This window comes from Winogradskyella vidalii (assembly GCF_013403955.1).
GTDB classification, from domain to species: Bacteria; Bacteroidota; Bacteroidia; order Flavobacteriales; family Flavobacteriaceae; genus Winogradskyella; species Winogradskyella vidalii.
Map to the genome: position 1 here is coordinate 888,981 of NZ_JABFDG010000001.1, position 20,869 is coordinate 909,849.

The 20,869-nt window shown below is 32.4% G+C and carries 17 protein-coding genes; 4 read left to right on the forward strand and 13 right to left on the reverse strand.

Going from position 1 to position 20,869, the window contains the following annotated elements; translation table 11 throughout:
* Positions 1-2 precede the first annotated feature (2 nt).
* Both HM982_RS03660 and HM982_RS03665 read right to left on the reverse strand, forming a co-directional pair.
* On the reverse strand, positions 3-863 hold the full coding sequence (locus tag HM982_RS03660; protein WP_179351755.1) for an SPFH domain-containing protein: 861 nt from the start codon (positions 861-863) through the stop codon (positions 3-5).
* Between the two features lie 308 nt (positions 864-1,171).
* On the reverse strand, positions 1,172-2,101 hold the full coding sequence (locus tag HM982_RS03665; RefSeq protein WP_179351756.1) for an alpha/beta hydrolase family protein: 930 nt from the start codon (positions 2,099-2,101) through the stop codon (positions 1,172-1,174).
* 525 nt (positions 2,102-2,626) lie between these two features.
* Between HM982_RS03665 and HM982_RS03670 the strand changes: the two genes are divergently transcribed.
* Complete coding sequence (locus tag HM982_RS03670) at positions 2,627-3,307, forward strand: M15 family metallopeptidase (protein WP_179351757.1); 681 nt, start codon at positions 2,627-2,629, stop codon at positions 3,305-3,307.
* On the opposite strand, the gene HM982_RS03675 is transcribed toward HM982_RS03670, so the two are convergent.
* The 4 genes from HM982_RS03675 to HM982_RS03690 are packed head-to-tail and all read right to left on the reverse strand — an operon-like array spanning position 3,308 to position 7,169.
* A complete protein-coding gene (locus tag HM982_RS03675) occupies positions 3,308-4,480 on the reverse strand; it encodes an MFS transporter (RefSeq protein WP_179351758.1) in 1,173 nt (390 codons plus the stop codon).
* Between the two features lie 7 nt (positions 4,481-4,487).
* Positions 4,488-4,844, reverse strand: coding sequence for a DoxX family protein (locus tag HM982_RS03680; protein ID WP_179351759.1), 357 nt, complete (start codon positions 4,842-4,844; stop codon positions 4,488-4,490).
* Positions 4,837-5,814, reverse strand: coding sequence for a hypothetical protein (locus HM982_RS03685; RefSeq protein WP_179351760.1), 978 nt, complete (start codon positions 5,812-5,814; stop codon positions 4,837-4,839). The genes HM982_RS03680 and HM982_RS03685 overlap by 8 nt, the downstream gene beginning before the upstream one ends.
* 44 nt (positions 5,815-5,858) lie before the next feature.
* Positions 5,859-7,169: a hypothetical protein gene (locus tag HM982_RS03690; RefSeq protein WP_179351761.1), complete on the reverse strand. Its 1,311-nt coding sequence runs from the start codon at positions 7,167-7,169 to the stop codon at positions 5,859-5,861.
* Between the two features lie 132 nt (positions 7,170-7,301).
* On the opposite strand from HM982_RS03690, the gene HM982_RS03695 reads away from it, so the two are divergent.
* From HM982_RS03695 to HM982_RS03705, 3 genes are read left to right on the forward strand one after another with little or no spacing between them, the layout of a single operon-like run.
* Positions 7,302-7,847 carry an RNA polymerase sigma factor gene (locus HM982_RS03695; protein ID WP_179351762.1) on the forward strand — a complete coding sequence of 182 codons (546 nt, stop codon included), beginning with the start codon at positions 7,302-7,304 and terminating at the stop codon, positions 7,845-7,847.
* Positions 7,831-8,352 carry a hypothetical protein gene (locus tag HM982_RS03700; protein ID WP_179351763.1) on the forward strand — a complete coding sequence of 174 codons (522 nt, stop codon included), beginning with the start codon at positions 7,831-7,833 and terminating at the stop codon, positions 8,350-8,352. The genes HM982_RS03695 and HM982_RS03700 overlap by 17 nt, the downstream gene beginning before the upstream one ends.
* A complete protein-coding gene (locus tag HM982_RS03705) occupies positions 8,336-9,505 on the forward strand; it encodes a hypothetical protein (RefSeq protein ID WP_179351764.1) in 1,170 nt (389 codons plus the stop codon). Before HM982_RS03700 ends, HM982_RS03705 begins: the two co-directional genes overlap by 17 nt.
* A gap of 129 nt (positions 9,506-9,634) precedes the next feature.
* On the opposite strand, the gene HM982_RS03710 is transcribed toward HM982_RS03705, so the two are convergent.
* The 7 genes from HM982_RS03710 to htpG all read right to left on the reverse strand — a co-directional run bounded on the left by HM982_RS03710 (position 9,635) and on the right by htpG (position 20,810).
* On the reverse strand, positions 9,635-10,873 hold the full coding sequence (locus HM982_RS03710) for a DEAD/DEAH box helicase (protein ID WP_179351765.1): 1,239 nt from the start codon (positions 10,871-10,873) through the stop codon (positions 9,635-9,637).
* Positions 10,874-11,055: 182 nt separating this feature from the next.
* A complete protein-coding gene (gene rlmF / locus HM982_RS03715) occupies positions 11,056-12,021 on the reverse strand; it encodes a 23S rRNA (adenine(1618)-N(6))-methyltransferase RlmF (RefSeq protein WP_179351766.1) in 966 nt (321 codons plus the stop codon).
* Positions 12,022-12,120: 99 nt separating this feature from the next.
* Positions 12,121-12,801 (reverse strand): DUF4377 domain-containing protein, encoded by a 681-nt coding sequence (locus HM982_RS03720; RefSeq protein ID WP_179351767.1) that lies wholly within the window; start codon positions 12,799-12,801, stop codon positions 12,121-12,123.
* 132 nt (positions 12,802-12,933) lie between these two features.
* Entirely contained in the window at positions 12,934-16,386 is a 3,453-nt protein-coding gene (locus tag HM982_RS03725) for a pyruvate carboxylase (protein ID WP_179351768.1), read from the reverse strand.
* Positions 16,387-17,306: 920 nt separating this feature from the next.
* The gene (locus HM982_RS18485) at positions 17,307-17,444 is read right to left on the reverse strand and encodes a cyclic nucleotide-binding domain-containing protein (RefSeq protein ID WP_246296561.1); all 138 of its coding nucleotides are present in this window, start codon (positions 17,442-17,444) and stop codon (positions 17,307-17,309) included.
* A gap of 155 nt (positions 17,445-17,599) precedes the next feature.
* Positions 17,600-18,676 carry a serine hydrolase domain-containing protein gene (locus HM982_RS03735; protein ID WP_179351769.1) on the reverse strand — a complete coding sequence of 359 codons (1,077 nt, stop codon included), beginning with the start codon at positions 18,674-18,676 and terminating at the stop codon, positions 17,600-17,602.
* Between the two features lie 220 nt (positions 18,677-18,896).
* Positions 18,897-20,810, reverse strand: a complete 1,914-nt coding sequence (htpG, locus tag HM982_RS03740) for a molecular chaperone HtpG (protein WP_179351770.1) — start codon at positions 20,808-20,810, stop codon at positions 18,897-18,899.
* Positions 20,811-20,869: the final 59 nt, after the last annotated feature.

Sequence of the window (20,869 nt, forward strand, 5' to 3'; positions counted from 1 at the left end):
TTTTAATGATTTAAAGTTCCTGTATTTAAAACAGGTGAGGCATCTTTATCTCCACATAGTACAACCATAAGGTTACTAACCATGGCTGCTTTGCGTTCTTCATCTAAATCTACAACTTGTTTTTTGTTTAATTCATCTATAGCCATTTCAACCATACTTACGGCGCCTTCCACTATTTTATGCCTTGCAGCAACAATGGCAGTAGCTTGTTGACGTTTTAGCATGGCATTTGCAATTTCGTTGGCGTAAGCTAAATAACCAATTCTTGCTTCAAGTACTTCAATACCTGCAGTAGTTAAACGTTCGTCTATTTCTTTTTCTAAAGCATTACTGACTTCGTTAACACTTGAGCGTAAAGTAATATCTTCATCAACGCCTTCGTCAGCAAAATTATCATAAGGATACATACTTGCTAATTTCCGAACAGCGGCATCAGTTTGTACACGGACAAAGTTTTCATAATTATCAACATCAAAAGCCGCTTTGTAGGTGTTTTTAACACGCCAAACTAAAATAGTACTAATCATTATTGGGTTTCCTAATTTGTCATTCACTTTTAAGCGTTCACTATCAAAATTACTTGCCCTTAGTGATATTTTCTTTTTTGTGTAAAAAGGATTCACCCAATAAAAACCATTTTTTTTAACGGTACCAACATATTTTCCAAATAAAAGGAGTACGCGAGAACCATTAGGCTGAACCATTAAAAAACCAAATGCTAATATTAAAGCGATTATAACACCAAATATAGGCCAGCCCGTTTTGGTAATAAATATAAAAACAATACTCCCAAAGAAGAGTGCCATAAATAGAAAGAGCATTAAATAGCCATTGGCTGGAACGATGTTTTTTTCTTCTGTCATAGGTTTGAAATTTAATTGGTTAATTCAATATGATATTAAAATGATATCATAAAGATATATGAAAAATAATTAATATCCAATTTTAAACTTTGGCACAAGGTTTGCTTAATACTAATTGTAATGTTATTTACAATAGTTATCAGATGATAACACAACTACAAAGTAGTAACATTACGTTGGTTGGTTAGTTAGAAAAAGCATCTCGTGGTTGGGATGCTTTTCATTTAGTTGAGTTAAAAAAAGCATCTCATTTCCGATGGAGTATCGGTTGAGATGCTTTTGTTTTATAATACTATTTTTTCTTTGAATTAGGACTTTATAAAGTCTGTTATCTCTTTAATGAGTTGTGGAGAAATAACTCGAAACGATTCGTTATACGATTTTGAATTTTCTAAATCATCACCTTCGATTTCAAAAAGGACGTGATTCATATTTTCTATGAGTAATAAATTGGCTTTTTCATTAGCTGCTTTTAATACTTCAGCTTCAGTCTCAGAAACTTGAAGGTCTTTGGTGCCATTAATAATAAGGATAGGCATTTCTAATTCTTTAATAATATCAGTAGGATTGTAGGACATCCAATTTATCATAAAGGGTTGTAAATCAATATTGAAAACAGAGCCTAGAGCCATAGGGTAATCTGTAGTTGTTTTTCCTTCTTTTAAACTTGCTATAATACGTTTGGTGTCGTCGTTAAACATTGGTGCCGTTTTTTCAATTTGCTCAATAATAACATCGCCTATGTTGTTTCCGGCTCCAGCGAGAGAAATAAATCCGTCTGCTTTATCTTTCGCTGAAAGCATACCAACCAAACTCCCTTGGCTATGACCGATAATATAGATATTGTTGTACGATTCTTTTTCTAAAAAGTAATCTAATACAGCAGAGGCATCCGTTACAAAATCATCGAACATCATATTTTTATCCACATTATTTTGTCGTATTTGCTTAACCACACGTTTATCAAAACGAAAAGTTGCTATGCCATTCTCTGTAAGGCCTTCTGCTAATTTTTTTAATGAATTGTTTTTGAGAAAATTTTGATTGCCATCTCTATTTGTAGGACCAGAACCTGCAATGATGATTGCTAAATCTGGTTTTTCAATATTCTCCGGATTCAGTAATGTACCATCAATCCATTTTGTAATAGACAGCTCATGTTCTTGATATTTTTTTTCTTGGGCAAAAGCACTCGTTAATACAAGTAAACCTAAAGCGAGAATTAAACTATGTTTCATTGTTTTGTTTTTAAGGAATTATAAAATTAGTTTTTATTAGTTAGATTTTAAATGCTTAGGATTCAAATTTATATGATTTTTTCATTTTTGCACCTATTTTAATCATAATAAAAAAGCGTATTTAATCGGTGAAACACACCTTTTTATCTAAATATGTTAAAATTAAATGTATTTCATCGATTAAATATGTTTTTAACCGTTGTAATTCAAAATGAATTATATATTTGACTCGTACTAAAATTTAGTTTTTAGTTCAATGGATTAATTAATTAATATTTGCCTTGTGTTGCGTTGACTTAGAGACCCTGAATCTACCAGCAGAAAAAAAAGCAAATAAACGAAAACCGAGATTGAGGGATCTCGGTTTTTTGTTTTTAAGCAGATCTAAATTTTCATTTTCAAAAATGTTTTCACCTGTATTCTTATAATGTTATGCCTTTTATTTTACAACTATAAAGTTTAGAATAGGGTTTCTTTTTACAAAACAAATCGTAATTTTAGTTTTCAATATAGTAGTATACTAATATGGCTTATAAAACACTTTTATTCCTCGCTTGCATTGCACTCTTAACTCTTGGTTTCCAACCGAAAAAAGAATTGCCAGAAGGTTTTGTATATGTAAAATCTATTATTCCAGATTTAGATGTCGAATTACGTTATTTCACCACCAATAATTTTGTGGGTGATACTATTGACGGCTATAATGCCAACCGTTTAATTTTAACAAAAGCAACTGCTGAAAAATTAAAATTGGTTCAAAATGAACTACAAGAACAAAACTTATGTTTAAAAGTATATGATGGTTACCGACCACAACCTGCGGTAAACCATTTTATCCGTTGGGCTAAAGATTTGAACGACACTATTAATAAACAACAGTTTTATCCAAACGTGCTAAAAAAAGACTTATTTAATTCGGGATATATTGCGTCGCGTTCGGGGCATAGTAGAGGTAGTACTATTGATTTAACCATTATTGATGGGCAGACAGGCGAACCTTTAGACATGGGAAGTCCGTATGATTTTTTTGGAAAATCATCTTGGATTGCACATGAAGACCTTACAGAACAGCAAGTAAAAAACAGACAACTATTACAAACGGTGATGCAAAAACATAACTTTAGAAACTACGCTAAGGAGTGGTGGCATTTTACGTTGCGTTGGGAACCTTTTCCTAAAACGTATTTTGATTTTGAAATTGAATAATTAAGAGCTTTTTTTTAAAAAAACAAGTCCTAATATAGGGCCTATTGCTAAAACTAAAAACGCATAGGGAGCAATAGTTGTATCTGATACCAAATAATTTAATAATTGAATACTAGCTATTGTTAAACTGTAACCAATACAGTTTACAATGGTTAACGCCGTTCCGATAGATTGTACTTCACAGTTTTGAGCCACTAATGTGGAGAATAAAGGAGAGTCTGCAATGACAGCCATACCCCAAATAATAAGAAAGAAAATAAATACTGGTGTTGAGCTAACCAGAAAGATAAGTGGAGACAGTAAACAGCAAAGTCCAGAAATACTTAACGACCAAATAGCTGTCGTTTTAACACCTAATTTTTGTGATAAAAAACCGCCCAATATACAGGATATAGTTCCCGAGGCAATTATGACAAAAGACAATAAAGGGATATTTAAGCTTATGTTATTAAAGTCTTCATGCATCATTAACATGATAGGTATAAAGGTCCAAAAGGCATATAACTCCCACATATGTCCAAAATAACCAAAGGCAGACGATCTAAAACTCGAATTTTTAAACACATTAAAAATCTTAGATATATCAAATTTATTTGCACGTTTTTGATAAGGTCCATTGGGTACAAATAGTACAATAAAAAAGCCGCCAATTATTGCTAATACCGATGTTGTCCAGATTACAGTTTGCCAATTAAGATTCAACTTAAAAGACTGAATTAGATACGGAAAGGCAGTTCCTAAGACTAAAGCTGCGATTAAAAAACTAAGTGATTTGCCTAAGCCTTTTTCAAAATAATCTGCAGCAATCTTCATGCCTACAGGATAAATACCTGCTAAACTGAATCCGGTAAGAAACCTAAAAAAGAGTATTGTAGAAAAGGTATTATTTGAGTAGAGTATTCCTAGGTTAAATCCGGCACCCAAAATAGCACAAATAAAAAACACACGCGAGGGAGAAAATCGGTCACTCAATGATGCTATTGAAAAAACAAGCGTGCCTATAATAAATCCAAATTGTACTGAAGAACTTATATAACCTAAAGATTCAGCGTTAAGGTTAAAGAATATAATTAAGTCATTAATAATAGAATTTCCAGCAAACCATAGCGATGTACAACAAAATTGAGAAAAGATGATGAGCGGTAAAATCCATTTAGTTGTATTTGTTTTCAAAATACAACTAATTTAAATAAATCCAAGCCCAATACATCAACCCAAACTGAAGTGGAATACGTAAAATTAAAATCCACTTCGGAATTCCGGCAGCGGCTTTTTTACCTGAAAGCATATAGAAATGTACGAGTAGAAATACAGCTAGCATCGCAATGATGCCATAAATAGAGATGGCTTTTAATTTAGGAATACACAACCCAATCCCCAATAAAATTTCAGCAACACCACTTAGATAGACCAATGATTTATGACTTGGTAAATACTTAGGCATAATACGCATATACATTTTAGGCTTTATAAAGTGTATAACTCCTGCAACAATGTACATGGCGGCCATTATGTAAAGTCCAATAGGCTCAGTCATCCTTAAAGATTTTATAAGTTAAGCCAATGCCGTAATTAAACAAGTCGCGTTTTAATAAACTAGATTGTAAACCATTTCCTTTATCAAACTTCACCCAATTATTTCCATTGATAAATACGCGCTTTATAAATGTGTTTTTGGTGTCCATTTCATCAGTAAATGGTAATAAAGGTCTAAAATTGGTTGGAATTTTAACGATACCACCATTCTTTGATTCTATCTCTTTGTATTTTTTATTTGGTAACAGTTTACCATCTTTATTAGTATAGCCTAATACTTGTAGTGATACAAACAAGCCATTTTTAGGAAAATAAATACCTAAGTCTTCCACATTTAAATCGTAAACATCACCATCTTTTTCAGTCGCTTTAAATACAATCGTTTCATAAGTTAAAACCTTACCAGGAACACCATTATTGTTTTTGTACAGGTTGACTTTAAATAGGGTTGAAAATTTCTTCTTCTCACTGTTTTTACGGTTTCGTTTTTCCCAATCTTTAGATTCTAAAGCAATAGGAAATAATACATTAGTGAGCTTTTGGTCTTTAGTTGTTGATTTTGGAAAATAAACGGCAATTTCAGATTCTATAGTAGGTAGCCAACAATTGTAATAATCATCATCTAAGTAAGGTTTTAATTCTTCTTCTTTAAATTTTCGGTCTGAATTTCCACTAATTAAAACTTCGTCTAATGCAGAGGCTTCGGGTTGCATTAATAATTGTTCTGGAAGGTTTTCTGTAGCAACATTAAGGTCTTTAAATCCTAGAGCAGAAATATAAATAGAATCGATATCTGCATATAGTTTTTTAGTAAAGTAAAACTGCCCTTCGTCATCAGCAAAAAGACCGTTACCATTACCAAAAGATATGGTGGCGTAACTTACAGGGTAGGAGGTAATACTATCTTTAATCGTTATTTGGGCATAGCTGATTTGTCCAATAAATAAAAAAATAAATAAAATTTTATACATAATTATTTTTATAGATTCTAAAGATACATCATTTATATTGTAAGTTAATTTGGATAATACCAAAATGGTATTGAAGCTTCAGTTTTAGTTAGAGTATCCGATTCTTTTATATCTCTACGTTTAACCTGGATTATATGCTTACCTTCATCTAAATGTTTTATACCAATATACGTTTCAAAACCGTTTTGTTTTTTTACAGTTCTTCCGAGTACAAAATCGGTTTTGTATAAGTTGGAGTCAATTTCAACGGAATAAATTGAATTAAATGTAGCTATATATTCCTTTTTTAATGCATTTGATATTGGGCTTATTGTGCCAATCTCTGATGTAATGCCTCTAATGTCTTCATCTGGTTCTAATTTTTGGTTAAATCGATAAATTTCATCTTCAATATATTTATCAAAAACTATAAATACTTTCATATAGGGATCACTGATTACTTTACTATTAATAGCAATATTCTCAATAAAATCTGATTCACCAACAAGCATATCCTCGTAATTTAAAGAATTGGAAATGTAATTTTCAGAAGGTTCAATAAAATTAAAATAGTTAGATGGATTATAATAGAATGTAGTTATCCATATCAATAAAGTATAAATGGGAACTAAAAAGAGACTTATGCGTTTTCCAAATTTGTTGTCAAGAAAATTATAAACTAATGGTCGGTATAAAAATGAAAGTGTAATAATACTAAAACCCCAATAGAAAGGGAAGTATACTTTACTAATCCATTTTTTCTTCTTTAAAAATCCAAGTGTAATAAAATCTATGAAGGTAAGAATCGCACCAATAATTATATAGGTTAAGAAGATAATACCAATGTAGGTTGAAACTTGGTAAAACGTATGGTCATTTAAAAATATAGTTATAATTATAGCAATGGTTCCAATGATTAGAAAAAGAGCAAGTAAATAAAAGATCAGTAAAAACGTAATAGCAAAAATGATGCTACAGTAATTTTCTAATCGGCCAATATATTTGTCAAAAGAGCCAACTTTGTCTTTTAAATAATTGCTAAATCGTTGAGTGTAATTTAAAGCATCGTATTCAATATCTCCAGAAATATAACGTAAACCTAAAGCACCTATCCATAAACCTCTTAGAAGTACATGTAGAAGTAAATTAAATATTAATATAGAACAGGCAGAAAGAGCCACAATTAAAATCAATGTAAAAAAAAGGTTGTTATGGTTTTGAGCTTGATGAGAGGCCATTTTTAACTCTAAAGCAGGATATGCAGAAAACAATCCATAAATAGCAAAACCAGAAATCAGCAATTCTAATTGCCAGCTTTCTTCTTGTAAACGATCCAATAATTTTTTAAACGTTGGTTTATTGTAGTTTTGACTCATCTTTAAATTATTTGCATTGAAATTCAGGGTTAAAATTAGGTATATTCAATTAAAATCAATCTTTTTTATTCTATTTTGAAACTCTTACTAAATTCTATCGTTTTTAATAATAGAAAACCGCTAAACCAACCAATGCATTCATTAGAGACGAAAATTATTAAACGTTGCAAAAAAGGAAACGAAGTTGCACAAATGCAAGTTTATGATGCATATGCAGAAGCGATGTATACCATTGCTTGTCGTTATCTCAGCGATGAAGATGCAAAAGATGCGATGCAAGAAGGCTTTTTAAAAGCCTTTAGACATATTGAATCTTATAAGCCAGAAGCCACATTTGGAGCTTGGTTAAAACGAATTATTATCAACCAATGTTTAGACGTTTTAAAGAAAAATAAGTTAGAGTTTGAAGCTATAGAAGTATCAGAGTTGCAAATTATAAACGAAGACGATTGGAATTTTGATAGTACAATAACGAAACAAGAGATTTTATTTGCCGTTGAACAGATTAGTGAAAAGCATAGAATTGTAGTGAAGCTTTATTTGCTAGAAGGCTATGACCACGAGGAGATTTCGGACATTTTAGGAATTCCCATAAAAACATCTCGTACACATTTAAGACGTGGAAAATTAAAATTACAAGACCTTTTAAAACCAAAATACAATGAAGCGAGATATTAGAGATTTATTTAAGGAGGAAGACGATTTAAAAACGCTTCCTGAAAACCATAGAACGGCATTTGCTGAAAAACTTAAAAAACAGTCTAAACCAAAACAAAATCTTTATGGATGGTTAAGTGCGGCAGCTATTTTAATTATTGCGTTAACGATTGGTTTTAATGTTATGGAGATGGAAGCAAAGCCAGAAACACATTCACCTTCTCCAATTGTGGCACAAGTAGAAGCTGTTGAAGCTGAATATTTAGCGAACATTGAAACCGAGTGGCAAAATTTTATTGCCATTACTGACGATGATATTTTAGTAGAGCGTTTTAGAAAAAAGTTGAAAAATTTAGATGCCGATTACCAAGGTATTTCCATGCAGTTTAAAAGCGATGCTAATAACGTTTTGGTTATTGAAGCGTTGATTGAAAATCTTCAAACGCGACTTCAAATTTTAAAAGACATACAGAAACACATCAAAATATTAAATCAAACAAACGAACATAATGAAAAATCAATTTAGATTATTACTTGTATTACTCATCACAATGCAAGCAGTATTAGGGCAAAATGTTGATGTTTTTACTAAAAGTTTTAAAACAGATAAAAATACAACCGCATATATCGAGATACCTGATGGTTCAGTGAAATTCGTGTCATCTCCAGACGATAGTATTCATATTGACTACAATATCAATTTTATTAAATTACCTAAAAAAGAGCATCAAAGAATATTAGATAGTGTAAGAATTGAAGCTACTCAAGAAAACAATATTGTAAGTATTAAGAAGCATCCAAATATTAAGCAAAGTCTAAATACATCTAATTATGTTTCTATTTTTTCATTAGACAGACTTATATATGAAACAAAAGATACAACAACAGCATTTAAAAAACTAAAAGCAGATATTTCAAAAGAAATTACAGAGATTAAATCTTACAAATCATATCATGAAGCAAGAGCAAAAATCATGTATGCTAATGATTTAAAGCGAAAAGAGAGACTGCTGAAAAAAGCAGTTAAATGGCAAAATAATAGAAATTTTAAAAGAAACTTTATAATTAAAATTCCAAAGCACATTAGTCTTGAAATTATTGCTAAAGGTAGCTTATTAGATTTTCATGACGAATTTGATAATCAATTGTCCCTTCGGTTAGATTATGGAAGACTTTATATAAATAAAATAGAAAATTCAAAAAATGAATTGAAAGTTCACAATTCTTTATTGATTGCTCGTAAAATTTCTGGTGGTAGGTTAGAAACAGATAGAGTTTTCAAAGCTTTAATAACAGAATTAAATAGTGTAGAAATTGAATCTGAATTCTCAAAAATAGAAATTGGTGAATTAGGGAGCAATAATAAAATTACAGACTTTAATAGTGAATATTTCTTTTATAATTGGGCTAAGGATTTTCAGCGTTTTGATTTATTTTCCGACTACTCAAAAATTCATTTTTTCTATCCAAATTTAAATCATGGTTTTGAAGTCATTGGTTATAATACTAGGAATGTATTGGTAAATGACAATTTTGAAGTAACAATGCAACCAAAAAGTAAGGAGAGGAATCGATTAATTTCTAAGCCATTAAACCCAAAAGAAAAATCTTCAGGGCTTATTTTCTTTGATATTGTCAATGGTATTATTTACTCACATAATGATTCCATTAAAAAATAAAATTTAAATAATACATTTTAAGATAAATAAAAAGCACTTAGATTTATTAAGTGTTTTTTGTTTTTTTACCAACAGCCAACAGCCAACAGCCAACAGCCAACAGCCAACAGCCAACAGCCAACAGCTGATTTAATACCAACGCTTTTTCTTCTTCTTAGAAGCCTCACTTTTACGTCCTTTTTTATACTTACTACCACTTTGTTTTTTGTGGACAATAGGTTTCGCTTTGGGGTCTAAAGGATAAGGGTGTTCGGTTTCTACAGGAATCTGAAGATTAATAGCATTCTGAATGGTTTTTACATAACTTTTTTCATCTGCAGAACACATCGAATAGGCTTTTCCTGTATGTCCGGCTCTACCGGTTCTACCAATACGATGAACGTATGTTTCTGGTACGTTTGGCATATCAAAATTAAGCACGTTATCTAATTCGTTAATGTCAATACCTCGTGCGGCCACATCAGTGGCTATCAATACTTTTACATAGCCATTTTTAAATTTATTCAGAGCAGTTTGTCTATCGCTTTGGTTTTTATCACCATGAATACTATTTACGGCATAACCATTTTTAGATAGCGTTTTTTCAAGTTTATCAACCCCAAATTTAGTACGTCTAAAAATGAGTACATTGCCTTCAATAGTGTTTCGCATTAAATGTAAACACAATTCAATTTTACTTTGTTTGGGTACGTAATACAACACCTGACTCACATCTTTAGCCACGGATTTTGTTGGGGTGACGTCAATACGTTCCGGATCTTTAAGTATGGTATTTGCTAAGTCCTCAATTTTATCTGGAATCGTTGCCGAGAATAATAAGCTTTGCTTGTCTTCAGGACAAAGGCGTTCAATTTTTTTAACATCGTCAATAAAGCCCATATCTAACATTAAATCGGCTTCATCTAAAACTAAGGTTTCAATAAAGTCGAGATTAATGTAATCTTGTTTGTGTAAGTCGAGTAAACGACCTGGTGTAGCGACCAAAATATCAATACCGTTTTTTAAAGCCTCTATTTGAGGCTCTATGGAAGTACCTCCAAAAACCACTAAAGATTTCAATTTGGTAAATTCCGCATAGGTTTTAAAGTTTTTGTGAATTTGTATGGCTAATTCTCTAGTAGGACTTAATATCAGTGCTTTTATTTTCTTACCCTTTTTTGGGGTGTCTTGCCTATCGTATAATTTTTGCAAAATAGGTAAAGCAAAAGCCGCTGTTTTTCCTGTTCCAGTTTGTGCAGAGACAATAACATCTTTGCCTTCTAGAATAAATGGAATAGAACGTTGTTGTACCAAAGTAGGTTCAACATAACCAGAAGCTTCAACAGCTTTCTGCATAGGCTTTATAAGATGTAAGTCTTTAAATGACATATAATTTTGTTTGTTGCAAAGGTAGAATATTTGTTAATTTAAACTTTGATATAACAATTTTAAAATTACAAATCACGTCAGTTCGAGTGATTTGTGAAGTATGAGCAAATAGTATCGAGACCCATATTGTTTCAATTGCTTCTCGATACATTCCGATAAAAATACCGGAACACTCGAAGTGACTAAATGTTTTGCCAACGCTCAGATACCCAGTCCTTTTGTTCTTGTTCGGTTAAAAAAGTCCAAGCAATAAACCGACTTATTTTATGACCCTGACCCATTTCTATAGTTTTTACAGCCGTAGCATTTACTTTTTCTAAAATCTTGTAAGTAGGCTTTAGCGTGACTTCCTTAGAAATTAAACTTGTAAACCATAAGCACTGTTTTCCAAAATGCTTACTTTCATAAATCATGTCTTTTACAAAACGTGCTTCACCACCTTTAGTCCACAATTCGTTATGTTGACCACCAAAATTTAAAAGCGCTTTATTAGGGCGTTTGCCTTTTAAGTTTTTTTGTTTTTTTAAACTGGCTTTCTGCGCTTCTTCTGCTGACGCATGAAACGGTGGATTACAAATCGTGAAATCTACTTTTTCTTCGGGTTTCAGAATACCATAAATAAAGTTGTTTATTTTTTCTTGACGTCTAATTTCTAAAGTGGATCTTAATTTATAATTTTTCTGCTCAATGTCTTTAGCTGAAACAATAGCCGTTTCATCAGTGTCACTGCCTATAAATGACCAACCGTATTCATGCTGACCAATAATTGGATAAATACAATTTGCACCAACACCAATATCTAAACCTTTAATATGATTTCCTTTAGGAATAGAATTGCTATCGCCTTTTAAAAGATCTGCAATATTGTGAATATAGTCAGCTCTTCCTGGAATTGGAGGACATAAGTAATGCTTAGGAATATCCCAATACTCTAATCCGTAATGATGAATTAGTAACGCTTTGTTTAGCGCTTTTACAGCGGCAGGATTAAAAAAATCAATAGAATCATCACCGTATTTGTTTGGAGCCACATAAGTGCCTAAGGCTGGTGAACTTTTTATAAGCGCATCAAAATTATAGCGTGCTCTATGTTGACTTCTAGGATGAAGCTCTGATTTTACTTGGGGATGCTGTTTTTTCTTTTCCAATGCTTAATAATTTAATGGGACAAAGGTAGTGGAAAAGAAATTGGGTTATTACAACCTTAGTCTAAATAACCCAATAATTTGAATCCATGTGATATATAATTAGTCTACTTTTTTAAAACGTAACACTTCGTCACCAGCTTCATTATAAAAGGATAAGCTTAATCCGTCTCTTTTATAAGTGGAAATTGTATTAAAGGCTTTGTCAAAACTATCGGGAATGGTCATGTCCATACACATTTTTCGAGTCGTTGCAATGGCGCCAAATTCAATGGTATTAGACGTTATGTTTTTAATTTGTCCCGTATAATTATTACAACCATTGGTTCCAAAAACTTGCATATTACTAGTGTTCATCTCAAGGGTTGGCCGATTAGTTTTATCTGTAAGGGCTTCTCCATTAATATGTGTTGTTGCCCAAATATCATGTAAAGTTAATTTAGGGTCTTGTATTTTCTCTAGAACCCTAATTAATTTATATTGGATAGATGAAGCATCTGCCGGAATATTGCTTTTATCTATAACCGTTTCAGAGACTTCAATTTTTTGCAAGTAGCCTGGTTCAAAATTAAAACCTTCAATTGGGGAATAGAAATTTGTCCATTCGGCATTTTCGTATGCGTCATTTTTGCTCACTTGAAGACATGTGGCTTTTCCTGCACCAGCATCACAATCTACTTTGGCACTATTCACCCAATAGGTTGAATTAGTACTTTTTGAAGCGCCGCAAGACGATAGCATTACAGTTAATATTAAAGTAGGTAATGTTTTTAATAAGGTCATAAATATAAGTATTGGTTATGGCCTTTTAAATTTCAAAAGGCTTGCCAATTTTAGTTGTGAAATGTTAAAAGAACGTTATAGTTATTTTGCGCTTCACTTATAGAGCAAAGCGCAAAATTTATAAGCTCTTAATTATTCTAATGTTATAACCAAATCATCTTGTTTTACCATATGACCTTCCGATAAACTGATGGATTTAATTTTACCAGCTTTATTGGCAGTCACTGTGGTTTCCATCTTCATGGCTTCAATTATAAATAATGGGTCGTTCTCTTTTACAGCGAGCCCTTTTTTTACTAAAACCTTATATAAAGATCCTTGTAATGGTGCGCCGATTTGGTTGCTATCCTCGGGGTCTATTTTTACATGTTCTACTTTCTTTATCTCTAATGAGGTATCGAATATTTCTACAAATCGGTTTTCGCCATTTACTTTAAAGAATACCGTTCTTACCCCATCACTGTTGGGAATACTCACCGAGAGGAGTTTTACGATAATCGTTTTTCCGGGTTCTAAAGTGATTAATGTTTCTTCTTGAAGTTTCATGCCAAAGAAGAAATCTTTAGTTGGAATTAGAGCTACATTTCCATATTTTTTATAATTTTCATGCGCTTTTTCAAAGACTTTAGGGTACAACATATAAGATAAGAAATCTTCTGTTTCTATCGGTCTGGTAAAGCCTTGTTGAAATTTCTTTTTAAAATCGGCAAACTCTTTAGTGAAATCTACAGGTTTTAAATGTGCGTTTGGTCTATCTGTATACGCTTCTCTATTTTTAAGAATAATTTTTTGAAGTTTTTTAGGAAAACCACCAGTAGGTTGTCCTAAATCTCCTTTAAAGAAATTGATGACCGATTCTGGGAACGAAATACTTTCGCCACGTTCCATAACATCTTCAGGTGTTAAATTGTTGGTCACCATAAAAATAGCCATATCACCAACCACTTTAGAACTTGGCGTGACTTTGATGAGGTTACCAAACATGGTATTTACTTGAGCGTACATTTTTTTAACCTCATCAAAGCGGTCACCTAAACCTAAGGCAATGGCTTGGGGTCGTAAATTTGAATATTGTCCGCCAGGAATCTCATGTTGATAAACCTCTGCAGTTCCAGCTTTTAATCCCGATTCAAACGGATAGTACATTTCACGTGTGTCTTCCCAATAGTTCGAAAATTCATTTAAGGTTGGCATATCGAAATCGTGAGCACGTTTTTGGCCTTTCATCATTTCTACAACCGCATTAAAACTAGGCTGTGAGGTTAATCCCGATAAACCACCAAGCGCAACATCAACAACATCGACACCAGCTTCAATAGCTTTTAAGTAGGTTGCCGTTTGTAAAGATGAGGTATCGTGGGTGTGTAATTGAATTGGAATATTCACGGTATCCTTAAGCGCGCCTACCAATTCTGTAGCAGCATAAGGTTTTAATAAACCCGCCATGTCTTTTATCGCAATCATATGCGCACCAGCATTTTCTAAATCTTTAGCGAGCTGTGTATAATAGTTGAGGTTGTATTTGGTTTCCTTTGGGTCTAAAATATCACCGGTATAACTGATGGCTGCTTGTGCAATCCCCTCTGTTTTAGTACGAACATAATTTATGCTTGGTTCCATGGCTTTTACCCAATTTAAAGAATCGAAAATTCTAAAAATATCAACTCCGTTTTCCCAAGATTTTTCTACAAATTTTTCAATTAAATTATCCGGATAGGCTTTATAACCTACGGCATTAGAACCACGTAATAACATTTGGAATAAAATATTAGGTGCTGCTTTTCGCAATTCTCTAAGGCGTGTCCAAGGACTTTCGTGTAAAAAACGCATACAAACATCAAAAGTAGCACCACCCCAAACTTCCATACTAAAGGTGTTTGGGTGATTTTTAGCAAAACTTTCTGCAACTTTAAGCATATCATAACTTCGCATACGCGTTGCTAAAAGCGATTGGTGTGCATCTCGCATGGTAGTGTCTGTATAATGTATTTTGTTATCATCTTTTAGCCATTGACAAAAGGCTTCTGGTCCTAACTCGGTTAATACATCCTTAGTTCCTTTGGGAAAGGCTTCAGACCGATTAAATTTAGGCACTTTAGCGTTTCTAAATATTTTATTTTCGTCTATATTCTTAACATCCGAATTTCCATTAACAATCACTTCAGCTAGGAAATTTACAGCTTTGGTAGTTCGGTCTTGAGGGAGTTTAATTTCGAATAGCGATGGCGTATTTTGAATAAAATTCACGGTAACCTTTCCTTCTTTAAAGGTGTCGTGTTGAATGACATTTTGAAGGAAATGGATATTGGTTTTTACACCTCTAATTCTAAATTCTTTTAAGGCACGTACCATTTTTCTAACCGCACCATCTAAGGTTCTACCACGTGCAGAAACTTTGACTAACATGGAATCGAAAAACGGACTCACATTATAGCCTTGGTAAATACTACCGGCATCTAAACGAATGCCCATGCCTGAAGCACTTCGGTAAGTGGTGATATTTCCATAGTCAGGCGTAAAGTTATTTTCAGGGTCTTCCGTGGTTAATCGGCATTGTAAAGCAAAACCATTGGTTTTAATAGAATCTTGGTCGTATATTTTTATTTGTTGGTCAGATAATTTGTAGCCACCAGCAATAAATATTTGTGTTTTAACCAAATCGATTCCTGTAACCATTTCTGTAACGGTATGTTCCACTTGAATTCTTGGGTTCACTTCAATGAAGTAGATATTATCTTGTTCATCAACTAAAAATTCAACCGTACCAATATTGTTATAGCTCACCTCAGAGGCAATAGCAACAGCGTACTTGTATAAAGCATCTTTAACGTTTTCAGAAACGTTATAAGAAGGGGCGACTTCTACCACTTTTTGGTGGCGTCTTTGTACAGAGCAATCACGTTCAAATAAATGACGAATAGTGCCATGTCTGTCTGCTACAATCTGGACTTCAATATGTTTTGGATTTTCAACATACTTTTCTAAAAACATGGTGTCGTCACCAAAAGCGTTTAAGGCTTCATTTTTAGCGGAATCAAAATTTTGTTCTAAGTCTTTATCATTTCTTACGACACGCATTCCACGTCCACCACCACCAGAAGCAGCTTTTAACATTAAAGGATAACCGATGGCATTAGCTTCAGAAAGTGCAATTTTTAAAGATGTTAAGCTGTTTTTATTACTTTCAATAATAGGAACATTACATTGTAAAGCAATTTTCTTCGCTGTAATTTTATCACCTAAGGCATCCATGACTTCTGGGTCTGGACCAATAAAAATAATGTCGTTTTCAGCACAACGTCTGGCGAATTCTGAGTTTTCAGATAAAAAACCATAACCTGGATGAATAGCATCAACGTTCTTGTCTTTAGCTAAAGCAATAATGGCTTCAATATCTAAATAGGGTTTTAGTGGGTCGTTATTCTCACCAATTTGGTAGGATTCGTCCGCTTTGTTTCGGTGTTGTGAATAACGGTCCTCATGGGTGTAAATAGCAACAGTGGCAATATTAATCTCAGTACATGCTCTTAAAACACGGATGGCGATTTCACTTCGATTGGCAACTAATATTTTTTTGATTTTCATGTTGTGTTGTGGATATAATTAATTTGTTTAAACCGTTTAGTTTTAATTATTGAATCTCGCTTTTTGTTTTCAAAGATATAAAAGACTTACGAAAACGTTTTCGTAGGCGTTATTTTATTCAAAAAATAAATATGAGCTATAAAGTTAAAGCCTTAATTTGATATCTATTAATGCTATCGAAAGTAATTATAGCACTAAGCCTAAAAATATTAGTTAGTTTTTGAATTTACATAAAACATAAAAAGATATAAGTCGCTTATTGATGTTGTAGCATCATTTGGCAAGTTTTTTTGTTTTGTGAAAATTCTAAATTCCAAAGCTTATTGTTGTGTAGAATTTTAAATCGTTCATCTTGAACTTTCAATAAGAACCTTAATTAAAGCTATTAATTTTTAGTTCAATTGATATTGATACAAATAAAAAGCGCAAGTTTATCCAACTCGCGCTTTTAGCTATTAATTTCAGGAAAATAAGGGAATATTATCCTTGTTAGGCCTGCAAAATTAATATTAATTATGGTTTAAAAAATTGATGTATGTTAATTTATTCACAATATTTAGTATGCTAAGTTTTTTCTAATTCTGTTTAGATTTTCTACCGTAATACCTAAGTAAGATGCAATGTGGTAGTTTTTAACTTTTTACTCTATATTTAGGAAGGTTTCAATAAAATTGCTATAGCGTTTGGTAGTTATTGGCGATAGATTTGATATAATTCTAATTTAAAAAGCAGTAAATGCTTTCTCTAATTTAATTCTAATGAAGCGTTCTGTTTTAAGGATTTTGGGACACAAATTTTCTTTTTATTTATTTGAGATTTGATAGAGTGTCGCATCTTAAAGACTTAACAATTGTCACTTTTGCCTTTTCGGTATTAAAAAATGCTGTGTAATCACCGATCCACAAATCTTTATCTCTAAATTAAATCGTAATATCTTTTCCCGATTTATTAATAGGGTAAAATCTTAAGCAGCCTTCTAAAATGTAATATTGAATTTCTCCAATATCACTTTCGTTGATTAATACTTCGTCTTTTTTATAAGTGATTTGTGTAGTCAACTAACATTTAATATTAAATTACTTTAGCTAAGCAAAACCTTTGTTAATAGTAATGATTTAAAACGCTTAAACATAGTAAAATGACAATACATCTAACTGTATAAAGTCAAGTGGTTTAGCAGAGTAATTAATTAGAAAAGTGTTAAAACATTCACTTAATCTTTTAGTTGGGAAGTGTCTATTAATTCTCTTGTAGCTGTCGCAACTTCTTTGGCCGAGCCAGAGGTATTGGCTACTATTGCTATAACTGTTTTAAGTCTTGGTATGACAAATAATTGTGTTGTTGCTCCGGTTTGAGAGCCACTGTGACCAACAATATCAGCTTTATTTAGAAAGGAGCCATAAAGTCTAAATCCAAGACCATAGCGACTATTAGCATTGTTCAAATGATGATAATCAATCATGCGCTTGAAGGTTTCTTGCTGAATGAAATGATTATTAATTAATGCATTTCCAAATTTTATAAGGTCGTTAACCGTTGAGTATAAGCCACCTCCAGGAATACGATTACTCAAATTGTTTGGTACGGCTTTTTTTAGGGTTCCTTCAGGTGTTCTATTATATAGTGTTGTAGACTGTAAACATATGAGTTCAGGTTTTTCAATGCCAGTATGTTTCATATCAGCTTTATCCCAAATATAGTGTTGCATATAAGATTCATAAGACAACCCTGATACGTGTTCAATTAATAGTCCTAAAACAACATAGCCATAACTCGAGTAAGCATATGTTGTACCCGGTTTAGTGTTGAGTTTACGGTTTTTAAATAGGTTATACGCTTCTAATAATGAGCTGTAATTAATTTGGTTTTCAATCTCGTTTTTATTTTTATAACCAGCCATTCCAGACGTGTGAGATAGGAGATGTTTCGTGGTGATTTTTGTTTCACTCTTTTGAATAAACTCAGGAATATAAGTGTCAATGGGTAAGTTGATGTCAACCAAACCTTGTTCTACCAACTGCATCACTGCAACAGCGGTCATTGTTTTTGCAATTGAAGCTGTGCGTACCTGTGTATCTAATGTGAATTTTTTTCTGGTACTTTTATCGGCATATCCTGTAGCAGCTTCCCAAGTAACAACACCATCAACAGAATAACTTCCTGAAGCACCAATTACATAACCATCCGTAACTAAATCATCTAATAAAGCATTAGATCTTTCTATTCTATTTTGTGAAATGATAAAATAGGTATGAAGTAGTAAGATAATAGTTAAAATTGTTTTGTGCATTTTAAAGCTCTATGAATTGGATCTTTTATAAAAGGATTAAACTATAATTTGTTTTATTTGGTAGTATTTTCCAAGCGTATTATTCTATTGTCGTAGTAGAAAAATATGAGTTTAAAGATACAGCGAATTAAATGTATAAAAAAACCACTCTGTTTGCACAAAGTGGTTTTATGGTTTTAATTATGGTCTACTTTTTATTTCAAAGAAGACTAAAATTGACCTATTTTAATAGCTCATAGCTACGCTTAACAAAGTTTGTAAGTTCTTCACCTTTAAGAAGCCCTTGAGACAAACGTGCTAAATCTAAACTTTGAGAAATTAAACGTTCTTGTTTCTTTTTAGTTTTAGTTTCTAGAATTTCACTGACTAAAGGGGAATTTGTGTTTACAATGAGGTTGTACATTTCTGGCATATTACCCATTCCAAACATTCCGCCACCACCGCCAGTCTGTTGCATCTCTTTCATACGACGCATAAATTCTGGTTGTGTAATAATAAATGGAGAAGCATCACTATCCATAGCTTCTAACTGAACCATAAACTTTTCAGATGGCACTACTTCCTTTAAAAGTGTGTCTAATTCTGTTTGTTGCTCTTCTGTTAATTTAGAAATTGCATTTTCTTCCTTCTTAATTAGGTTATCAATATGGTCACCATCAACACGCGCAAAAGAAATATTTTCTTTTGTTGTTTCTAATTTCTGAATTAAGTGCGGTACAATAGGAGAATCTAATAATAAAACTTCATAGCCTTTAGCTTTAGCAGATTCTATGTATGAATGTTGCTCGTCTTTATTTGAAGCGTAAAGAATAACTAATTTACCATCTTTATCCGTTTGATTGGCTTTTGTTTTGTTGAACAACTCTTCGTAAGTATAAAACTTACCGTCAACCGTTGGGTATAAAGCGAAGGCATCTGCTTTTTCGAAGAATTTTTCTTCAGAAAGCATTCCGTATTCAATTACGATTTTAATATCATCCCATTTCTTTTCAAAATCTTCTCTGTTAGAGTTGAATAATGATTTCAACTTATCAGCAACTTTACGTGTAATGTATGATGAAATTTTCTTCACCGCACCATCAGCTTGTAAATACGAACGCGATACATTTAATGGAATATCTGGCGAATCAATAACACCACGAAGCATAGTTAAAAATTCTGGTACAATCCCTTCAACATTATCCGTAACAAAGACTTGATTTTGGAATAATTGAATTTTATCCTTTTGAATGTTCATATCATTCGTCATCTTAGGGAAATACAAGATACCTGTTAGGTTAAACGGATAATCAACATTTAAATGAATATGGAAAAGCGGCTCTTCAAATTGCATTGGATACAATTCTCTATAGAAGCCTTTATAATCTTGGTCTTCTAACTCAGAAGGTTGTTTTGTCCACGCCGGATTAGGGTTATTGATGATATTATCTACCGTAATTTTTTTATGAGGTTCCGTAGTTTCTTTACCTTCAGCATCTGTAGTTGTTTCAGGTGTAAAATCTGGGTCGTTTACTTCCTTAGTTCCAAATTTAATTGGAATAGGCATAAACTTATTATACTTATTAAGTAATTCTGTAATTCGTCCTTCTTCTAAAAATTCAGTAGAATCTTCTGCGATATGAAGGATGATTTCAGTTCCTCTATCTGATTTGTCAGAAGGCTCTAAAGTAAATTCTGGTGACCCATCACATGTCCAATGAGCAGCATCAGCACCTGTATGAGATTTAGTGATAATTTCAACTTTTTCTGCAACCATAAAAGCAGAGTAGAATCCAAGACCAAAGTGTCCTATAATTCCTGAATCTTTTGCCGTCTCTTTATACTTATCTAAGAATTCTTCAGCACCAGAAAAAGCCACTTGGTTAATGTACTTTTCAACCTCTTCGGCAGTCATCCCTAAACCTTGATCAATGATGTGAAGTTTTTTACCTTCTTTATCAATCTTTACTTCAATTTGTGGATTTCCGTATTCAGATTTAGACTCTCCAATATTAGCTAAGTGCTTAAATTTAAGTGTCGCATCTGTTGCATTACTAATTAGCTCACGTAAAAAGATTTCGTGATCAGAGTATAAGAACTTTTTAATTAACGGAAAGATATTCTCTACCGATACATTAATACTTCCTTTTGTCATGATATATAAGTTTTTGTATTATTAATTTGAATGTTTACCTATAGTCAAATAAAATACCA